Origin of the sequence: Streptomyces lushanensis (assembly GCF_001700515.1) — a bacterium.
Lineage (GTDB): Bacteria > Actinomycetota > Actinomycetes > Streptomycetales > Streptomycetaceae > Streptomyces > Streptomyces lushanensis.
Genome location: NZ_MAUD01000262.1, coordinates 1 through 9,068, shown reverse-complemented (window position 1 = coordinate 9,068; position 9,068 = coordinate 1). Strand labels below are relative to the sequence as shown.

The window sequence follows — 9,068 nt, the reverse complement described above, 5'->3', positions numbered from 1 at the left end:
CTCGGTCGCGGATCCGCAGAACGGGAACCATCTCGTACCCAAGGAGCCCGACGCCGACCAGGTCTGGAGGATGCTCCGCGAGGACGTGGCCTTCGACTCCAACGGCGGCAAGGCCGAGGCTGGGAAGAGCAGGAAGCCGGCCGAACCCGTCTCCAAGGACCCGGCGGCCGAGCCCGCCGAGATCGGCGTGATCGTACGCAACGGCACCGGTGGCGGGGAGCGGAGCGCGGTGTCGCTCCGCGCCCCGCCACCGGTGCCGTTGCGTACGATCACGCCGATCTCGGCGGGCTCGGCCGCCGGGTCCTTGGAGACGGGTTCGGCCGGCTTCCTGCTCTTCCCAGCCTCGGCCTTGCCGCCGTTGGAGTCGAAGGCCACGTCCTCGCGGAGCATCCTCCAGACCTGGTCGGCGTCGGGCTCCTTGGGTACGAGATGGTTCCCGTTCTGCGGATCCGCGACCGAGGGCATGGTCGTCATCGTGATGCGGTTGGTCGGCACGCTCTTGAGCTGCATGGCCAGGCTGTACAGCTTCTTGACCGTACCGATCTCCTCGGACACCTCCAGCGACTTGGTCGCCGCCTCCGCCAGACCGGTCAGCCGCATGGTGTCGGTGAAGACGTTCTGCGACTTCAGCTCACGGATCATCGAGTTCATGTACATGTGCTGGGCCCTGGCCCGGCCGAGGTCGCTCTCGAAGGCGTGGCGGGTGCGCAGCCACTGGAGGGCCTGTTCGCCCTGGATGTGGTGCGGGCCCGCCGTCAGCTTGAGTCCGGAGCCGCCGGGAACGCCGGGCAGCGGGCGGTCCCAGACGTTGTCCTCGACACAGACCTCGACGCCGCCTATCGCGTCGGCCATGCTCACCACACCGGAGAAGTCGATCGTCATCCAGTGGTCGATGTAGACACCGGTCAGCTTCTCCCAGGTGCTCAGGGTGCAGCCGGCGCCGCCGCGCGCCAGTGTCTCGTTGATGATGGCGTTGGTCGCCGGGAAGACCTTGCCGGTCTTGGCGTCCTTGCACTCGGGGATGTCGACGCGCGTATCACGCGGGATGCTCACGACCGAGGCGTTCTTGCGGTCGGCGGAGACATGGAGCAGCATCTGCACATCCGCCAGGGGCGGGTTGCCCGCGGTGTCCTTGCTGCCGCCCAGCTTGACGTTCTCCGCCTTGGCGCGGCTGTCGGAGCCGATCACCAGGATGTTCAGCGGGGTCTGGCCCGCCGCGTTCGCGTCGGGCTTGGCGAGACCGGTGGAGCCGCCGCTGCGGTCGCCGCTGCGGATGTTGCCGTTGAGATGCCGGTAGTAGAGATAGCCGGCGCCGGCCGTGCCGAGCAGCAGCAGCGCGAGCCCGGCGGCGACCCAGCGGAGTACGCGCCAGGGACCGCGTTTCGCGCGGCGGCGTGAGGCCGTGGCGCCGCTGCCACCGCCCTCGCCACCTCGTCCGTCCTTGCCCTTGCCCTTGCTCCTGCCGGTCCGGTCGGCCTTGCGAGGGATCTCGGTGGAGGGGCTCTCGGCGGGCTGGGACTCGGGGGCCAGGGCCTTCCCGCCCGGGGCTGTGGCGTTCGGGGCTGTTCCGCCCGGGGCCGCTCCGCCGCCGTCGCTCTCCTGGGTGCCGGGCCCGGCAGGGAGGCCGCCGTCACCCGGGCCCGGCGGAGCCGCCGCGTCGCCCTCCGTGCCGGCGGCGCCGGTGCCGTCCGTGCCGCCGGTGCCGTCGGCGCCGGCGGCGGCGTCCTCGTAGAGGCTGTCGTCCCAGCCCAACTCACGAGGGTGCGGTATGTGTTCGTCCGCCCCTTCCCGTCTCACACTGCTCTGACGCACCAGACCCCCCTCGTCAGATCGTCCGTATGAGCCGGAGTTCCGGCGTCACTTGGCGCAGACCTGCTTGTCGGCTTCCACCTTCTGCACACCCTCCGGCGCCTTTGCCGGTCCGGTGATGGGCACCCCCGCGCCCTTGAAGTCCGCCCCGAGCGTCAGCGTCATCGCTTCCAGCCCCTCGGCGTCCTCCGTGCCCGGCTTCAGGGCCGCCGCGGGCAGCCCCATCATGTCCGCGAGGGCACGCGCCTGGTCGGCCTGGTTCGGCGCGTACTCCAGGGTCGTCCTGGGCAGATCCGCCCCCGGGGAATTGCCCTTGTTGGTGGACCTCGGTACGCCCTCTTCGTTCTGGAGCCAGGCCAGGGTCTCCTGCGCGGAGCCCTGCGGACCGCCGCCGTTGTAGACGTCGACGCGTACGTCCTCCGGCGCCGCCTTGGGACCCTTGAGCAGTGCCTCCTGCTTGCTCTTGGCCGCCTTCTCCTTCTGCTTCACCTCGGTGAGCGAGGTGTCGCTCCGCATCATCGCGAACAGCGGCTTCGCCTTGGCCTCGTTGACCACGACCGTGGCCTTGACGACCTCCGTCGGGTTGTCGACCACCGGCAGTGTGGTGAAGGTGATGTTCTTGGCGTCGACCTTGGCCAGTTCCTTGGCGAGGTCGCTGAGCTTGTTGATGCTGCCGATGCCGGTGTCGACGGTGAGCGCCTTGGTCGCGGCCTCCGCCAGGCTGAACAGTTTCTGGGGGTTCGTGAGGGTGTCGCCGGACTTCATCTGCCGGATCATCGAGCTGAGGAACTGCTGCTGCGTCTCGATCCGGCTGAGGTCGCTCTCATTGCCGAACGCGTGCCGCGTACGGACGAAGGCGAGGGCCTGCTCGCCCTGGATGATGTGCTCACCCTTGGGGAGCTTGAGATGCGACTTGGGGTCGTCGACGTCCTTGGCCACACACACCTTGACACCGCCGACCGCGGTGGACAGCGTCTTGACCGCGTTGAAGTCGGCCATCATGAAGTGGTCGACCGTGAGTCCGGTCAGTTCCTTGACCGTACGCATCGTGCAGCCGGGGTCCCGGCCGTCCTGGCCGAGGCTGCTGTTGAACCGGGTCTGCGGGGTGCCGGGGATGAGCTTGGTGCCCTCCGCCGTCTTCGTCTCGCAGTCGGGGATGTCCGTGATCAGGTCACGCGGGATGGAGAGCACCGTCGCGTTCGTCCGGTCCTTGGAGACGTGGAACAGCAGATTGGTGTCGGCGTGGCCGACACTGCCCGCGTCTCCGTAGCCCTCGTTGCCGGCGCCGGTCCGTTTGTCCGTACCGATCACCAGTATGTTGATGGCCTGGTCCTTCTTGAAACCGCCGCTGCCCGCGCTCCCGATGTCGATCTTCGCGATGTTGCCGTTGAGGTGCTGGTAGTAGGCGTACGCGCCGACGGAACCGGCGACGAGCACGAACGCCACCGCGCCGCCCGTCCACACCAGAGCCTTCTTCTTGCCCGACTTCTTCGCCTTGCGCTTGCGGCGGCCGGCCGCGGCGGGCGAGGTGTCGGCCGCCGGGCCCTTGCCCGCGCGGCGGCTGCGCTGCCCGGGCACGTCGGCGCGCGGCCTCTCGGCACGCGTCCCCGTCTCCTCGGAACGCGGCCTGGGCGTCTCGGAACGCGGCTCGGGCGTCTCGGTACGCGGCCCCGGCGGCCGGCCTTCGGAGGCCGTACGCGCGGCGCCGTCCCGGGGCGCGGCTGTTCTGCGGGCGCCCCGTTCCGGAGCGCCCCGTCTGCCGGCGCCTCGTGGCCGGGAGGAGGGCGGCTGCCCTGTGGAGTGGTCCAGTCGCAGTTCGTAGTTGCCGGTCTGCGGGTTGAGGACCCACTGGTCGGCGGGGTCGATCTCGTCCGCCTGTCCACGGCTTTGCGCATCCACGGTTGCTTGAATCCTCCGTCGGTGCCACGCGAGGCGCCTCCCCCAAGGCGCTCGGTCTATCGATCCAGCAGTGCAGGGCCTCGCGGTCCGATGCACCGGATCGCGTCACACTATCCGCACAGTTCAGCGTCGAACGACGCCAGTGACAAATTCCACGACGCTTACAAGCGGGCAATCTGCTCAATCCGCATGGACTGAAGGTCTTTGTTTGATTATTGCTTTACTCACACAGGCCTGCCGCGGCGTTTGAACCCTCGAAAGTGGGCCCGGGGTTCGGTGTCGTACCGGCGGTCGCGGTCGGTCCCGCGGTGGGAGCCGAACCGGTGGGAGCCGAACCGTCCGGCGTCGAACCGGCCGATGCCGAAGCGTCCGGCGTCGAACCGGCGGTGGTGCTCGCTCCGGCGGTGGGGCCGGCGTCGGAGCCGTCCGGTTCCTTCACGGAGACCGGTCCGTCCTCGCGCAGCCGCTCGAAGAGACGGTCCGCGTCGGGCTGGACGAGTTCGTCGCGGTTCCGGTCCACCCTGTACGGCTGCCGGGGAACGGTCATGAACCGCACGTTCTCCACCGGCACGCTCTGCATCGAGCGCGCCAGGTCGTAGAGATCGGTCAGCGAGTCCAGGCCCGGATCGGTGGTGATGGACTTCGTCGCCGCGTCCAGCACCGGGTAGAGCCGGGTCGGATTCAGCAGGACCCCATTGCTCCGCACCTTCTTGAACAGGGCGCCGAGGAACCGCTGCTGCCGTTCCATGCGCTGGGTGTCGCTTCCGTCGCCGATGCCATGACGTGCGCGTACGAAACCGAGGGCCTGCTCACCGTCGAGGGTCTGGGTACCGGCGGGCAGTTCGAGATGCGCCTGTATGTCGTCGACCGGCTCCTTGAGACAGACGTCGACGCCGTCGACCGCGTCCACTATGCCCTTGAAACCGTTGAAGTCGACCACCATGTGGTGATCGACACGGATACCGGTGAGCTTCTCGATCGTACGGACCGTGCACGCCGTGCCACCGAACTGGAACGCCCAGTTGAACTGCGCGAACCGGGCAGTGGTGCGGGTGCCGTCCGGCTTGCGGCAGCTCGGGATGTCGACCATCAGGTCGCGGGGTATGGAGACGGCGGTCGCGCTCTGCCGGTCCGCGGCGAGATGCAGCAGGATCGTGGTGTCGGAGCGCTGTGAACCGCTGTCGTCGCGCCCGTACTTGTCGTTGCCCTTGCCCGAGCGGCTGTCGGAACCGATGAGAAGGATGTTCTTCGCGTCGAGCACGATCGGGGTGGGACGCTCCTTCTCGTACGTACGCAACTCGGCGGCGGCGGAGGTGTCGGTGGTGATGTTGCCGTCGAGCTTCTTGTAGAACCACCAGCCCGCACCGGCGACGGCGAGCACCACGACGGAGGTGCCGAGCGCGGTCCAACGCAGCCAGCCGCGCCTGCGGTTGGCGTCCGATGGGACGGCTCCGGCATCGTTGTCGTCGCTGACCCGGTTGTCGGTGTCGGCCGGTTCTGCCGGCGTGCTGCCAGCACTGTCGGTCACGTCTGCGTCCATCCTTCAAGCCGTCGGCGGCGCACTGGGCCGCCGCCGGTTGCTGGGGTAGACGGGCGAACACCGCGCTTGGTTGTGCTGTACGTCGCTGTGAATTGCTGTGAATCGCAGGTGTCGCCGATCCTGTACGGCGCGGTGACGGTGTGTGTTACAGGGACGTTCAGTGGTGATGACGACGCGGTGCGCGGGCCGCCGGAGCCACGGCGGTGGTGGCTCCGAGTGTCCTCACCGTGCGCGGTGCGTCACCCGCTCGCTCTGGACACGCTTTTCGAGCCCGTCGGCCGGCAGCCTGTCCAGATGCCGGCACAGTACGACGGATCCGCTTGCCGCGAGGGGCGCGAACAGCCCGGCCGACAGCCCTTCCCAGCTGTCGTACGAGAGGTTCGACAGCAGCCGGGAGCCCGCGGCGAGTCCGCGCTCCTCGGCGTCCTTCCGCGCCCGCGCCACGAGTTGGGCCGACGTCAGCTCCGTACCGTCGACGGCGAGCGCGGGCGCGTCCGGGTCCACCGGCGCGTACGGCGCGAAACGGTCGCCCTGGCCGGGCACCTCGACCGCGTAGTCGACAAAGCCCTGCGGAGGCCGCGGGAACCGGCCGCCCAGCGGGCGCAGTGCCAGCGCCACACGCTCGCCGCCGCACGCGCGCGCCGCGTCGAGCGTCTCGGGATCGGGCCCGCTGACGACCAGATCGGCCGCGGCCGGATCGCCGCCGATGTCGACGGTCACACCGACCGAGGAACAGGCGAGCAGCCACACCGCGCTCTGCCAGTGCGCGGGCAGCAGCAGCGCGAGCCGGTCGCCGGGTGCCGCGGCGAGATCGCCCTGGAGCAGGTTCGCGGTCTTGGACACCCAATTGGCGAACGTGGCCACGGACAATTCGACGCGTTCACCGGTGGCGTCGTCGTAGAAGGTGACCAAAGGGCGGGCGGGATCCGTGGCGAGAGCGGATCGCAGCAGGTCGGCGGCGGTGCGAGGGGTGGCGTTCATCCGGGAAAGAGTACGCCGCGGGGCCGGGCGGCCACCGCCGTACCGGTGAAGGCGTCCACCGGTTGGACCGACACACCGTCAGTTTTCCCGGCGGGCGGGTCCGGCGGGCCGCGCCCAGGATCGGCACATGCGTGCCTACCTTGCGTCTTCGATCGGAGCGGTGTGCACCGCCGCGCTGGTCCTCCCGCTGTCACCGCCGACCAGCGCCCTCGCCGCGCCACGGGTCGCCGCTCCACAGGACGCCGGAGCGGCTGCCGCCGGGGCGGGCACGCGCGCCTCGCGTGCCGAGGGGTCCCCCGCGGTGTCCGCCGTACGTGCCGTGTCCGGCTCTACCCAGTCCCTCGCCCTGACCGCCCTCGCCTCGGACCGGGCGTCCGGCGCCCGCCCGGAGGAGGGCGCGGCACAAGGGCTGACCAGCCGTGACGTCCGGCCCTTCTCGCTGCTCGGTGTCGTCTGGGACGACGCCGAGGCCGAACTCCACGGCACGGTCCAGGTCCGTACGCGCGCCAGGAAGACGCACGGCTGGTCCGGCTGGCAGGCCCTGGACACCCACAACCGGGAACACGGCGCCGATCCCGGTACGACGGAGCGCGACGCGGCGGGTGTGCGCGGCTCCACCGCACCGCTCTGGGTCGGCGACTCGGACGGCGTGGAGATCCGCGTACGGGCGGCGCGGGAGCCGGGTACGCGGGAGCACGGCGGCGCGGGACCGGGCGCGGAGGGAGCGCCCCGGGAGCCGCTGCCGCACGGGCTGAGCCTGGAGCTGGTCGATCCGGGGAAGGACCCGGCGGGTCCCGCCGGTCGCCGCGCCACCGCGCTCCCCGCCCTGTCCAGGGCGCGGACCGGAGCGGGCCCCACCGGCGCGGGCCGTGCCGAAGCGGGCCGTGCCGGTCCGCGGGCCGCGAGGCCGTACATCGGACCGCGCCCGCGCATCGTCACCCGCGGCGGCTGGGGAGCGGACGAGTCGCTGCGCGAGAGACGGTTCGGCTACAGCAGGACGCTCACCGCGGCCTTCGTCCATCACAGCGCCACGGGAAACAACTACGGCTGCCGGCAGTCGGCCGCCGTCCTGCGCGCCGTCTACCGCTACCACGTCAAGAGCAGCGGTTGGCGCGACATCGGATACAACTTCGCCGTCGACAAGTGCGGAAACATCTACGAAGGGCGCGCGGGAGGCGTGACGAAACCCGTCAAGGGCGCCCACACACTCGGTCTCAACGCGAACACGATGGGCATCGCGGTGCTGGGAACGTACGGCGGTACGAATCCGTCGGTCGCCGCCACGACCGCGGTCGCCAGGCTCACCGCGTGGAAGCTCGGTCTGCACCGGGTCGATCCGCGCGGGAAGGTCACGCTGATCTCCAGTGGGAACGGCAAGTACAAGAAGGGAACCAAGGTCGGTCTCCGCGCCATCTCAGGACACCGGGACGGGTTCAACACCGACTGCCCAGGAACCAGGCTCTACGGGAAGCTCGGCACCACCCGGGCCACGGCGGCGCGTTACCAGGGCCGCTGACCGGGACGAACACTGGGCGGTTCCGGGTTCCCACGCAGGTATCCATGAACGTGTACGACGTGCGTCACGGCGTACACGGCGTACGACACAGCACACGGAAACGCCGGCCCGAGCGGGAAGCGGAGACGACACGGTGACAGAAGCGATCCTCCTGGTCGGCGGCAAGGGCACCCGGCTCCGGCCGCTCACGGTGCGCACGCCCAAACCGATGGTGCCCGCGGCGGGCGTCCCGTTCCTGGCACACCAACTGGCCCGCGCTCGGGCGGCGGGCGTCGCGCACATGGTCCTGGCGACGTCGTATCTGGCCGAGGTCTTCGAACCGTACTTCGGTGACGGGTCGGCGTTCGGACTGGAGCTGGAGTACGTGACCGAGCGCGAGCCGCTCGGGACGGGCGGAGCCATCAGGAACGCCGCCTCCCGGCTGCGCTCCGGGCCCGACGAGCCCGTACTGGTCTTCAACGGCGACATCCTGACGGGCCTGGACGTCCGCGCACTGGTCGGCGTCCACACGCGGACGGGCGCCGACGTCTCCCTCCACCTCACCCGCGTCGAGGACCCGAGAGCCTACGGCCTGGTGCCGACGGACGAGGACGGGCGGGTCACGGCGTTCCTGGAGAAGCCGCAGACGCCGGAGGAGATCGTCACGGACCAGATCAACGCGGGCGCGTATGTGTTCCGGCGCTCGGTGATCGACTCCATACCGCGAGGGCGCCCCGTCTCGGTCGAACGGGAGACCTTTCCCGATCTGCTGGCCGCCGGCGCGCACCTCCAGGGCATGGCCGACCGTACGTACTGGCTGGACCTGGGCACCCCCCAGGCCTTCGTCCGCGGCTCCGCCGACCTGGTGCTGGGCCGCGTCGCGTCCCCGGCGCTTCCCGGCCGCTGCGGCGAACGGCTGATCCTCCCGACGGCCTCCGTGGCCCCCGACGCCAAACTCACCGCCGGTACGGTGATCGGCGCCGGCGCGGTGATCGGCGCGGGAGCCCGTCTCGCCGCCACCGCGGTGCTGCCGGACGCGGTCGTCGAACCGGGCGCCCTGATCACCCACTCGCTCATCGGCGCGAACGCCCGCGTGGGCGCGCGCTCGGTCCTCTCGGGCGCGGTGATCGGCGACGGCGCGGTGGTCGGGGCCGACAACGAACTGCGGGACGGCGTCCGCGTGTGGTGCGACACGACGCTCCCGCCGGCGACGGTGAGATTCTCGTCGGACCAGTAGTCCCGGTCGAAGACCGTTCCCGGTCCGGCGAGGACACGAGCGACGTGAAGAGCAGGAGGGGCAGGAGGGACACGGGAGCGACCAGAGGGCGAGGGATACGGGAGGGG

Annotated in this window: 6 protein-coding genes; 2 read left to right on the top strand and 4 right to left on the bottom strand. The window is 70.5% G+C overall.

Annotated elements, in window-relative coordinates:
* The 4 genes from BFF77_RS21290 to BFF77_RS21275 all read right to left on the bottom strand — a co-directional run.
* On the bottom strand, nt 1-1,488 hold a 1,488-nt coding region (locus BFF77_RS21290), incomplete at its 3' end, for an LCP family protein (RefSeq protein ID WP_079125357.1).
* Between the two features lie 369 nt (nt 1,489-1,857).
* On the bottom strand, nt 1,858-3,708 hold the full coding sequence (locus BFF77_RS21285) for an LCP family protein (protein WP_066952341.1): 1,851 nt from the start codon (nt 3,706-3,708) through the stop codon (nt 1,858-1,860).
* Nucleotides 3,709-3,928: 220 nt separating this feature from the next.
* On the bottom strand, nt 3,929-5,248 hold the full coding sequence (locus tag BFF77_RS21280; RefSeq protein WP_066952339.1) for an LCP family protein: 1,320 nt from the start codon (nt 5,246-5,248) through the stop codon (nt 3,929-3,931).
* A gap of 222 nt (nt 5,249-5,470) precedes the next feature.
* A complete protein-coding gene (locus BFF77_RS21275) occupies nt 5,471-6,229 on the bottom strand; it encodes a TIGR03089 family protein (protein WP_066952337.1) in 759 nt (252 codons plus the stop codon).
* Nucleotides 6,230-6,356: 127 nt separating this feature from the next.
* On the opposite strand from BFF77_RS21275, the gene BFF77_RS21270 reads away from it, so the two are divergent.
* Nucleotides 6,357-7,745, top strand: a complete 1,389-nt coding sequence (locus tag BFF77_RS21270; RefSeq protein ID WP_066952335.1) for a peptidoglycan recognition protein family protein — start codon at nt 6,357-6,359, stop codon at nt 7,743-7,745.
* Between the two features lie 133 nt (nt 7,746-7,878).
* Nucleotides 7,879-8,961, top strand: a complete 1,083-nt coding sequence (gene manB / locus BFF77_RS21265; RefSeq protein ID WP_066952333.1) for a mannose-1-phosphate guanylyltransferase — start codon at nt 7,879-7,881, stop codon at nt 8,959-8,961.
* Nucleotides 8,962-9,068: the final 107 nt, after the last annotated feature.

What these genes read in the sequence shown, in the direction of transcription:
- BFF77_RS21280 (WP_066952339.1), bottom strand. Translation starts at nt 5,248, where the DNA reads ATGGACGCAGACGTGACCGACAGTGCTGGCAGCACGCCGGCAGAACCG.
- BFF77_RS21275 (WP_066952337.1), bottom strand. Translation starts at nt 6,229, where the DNA reads ATGAACGCCACCCCTCGCACCGCCGCCGACCTGCTGCGATCCGCTCTC.
- BFF77_RS21270 (WP_066952335.1), top strand. Translation starts at nt 6,357, where the DNA reads ATGCGTGCCTACCTTGCGTCTTCGATCGGAGCGGTGTGCACCGCCGCG.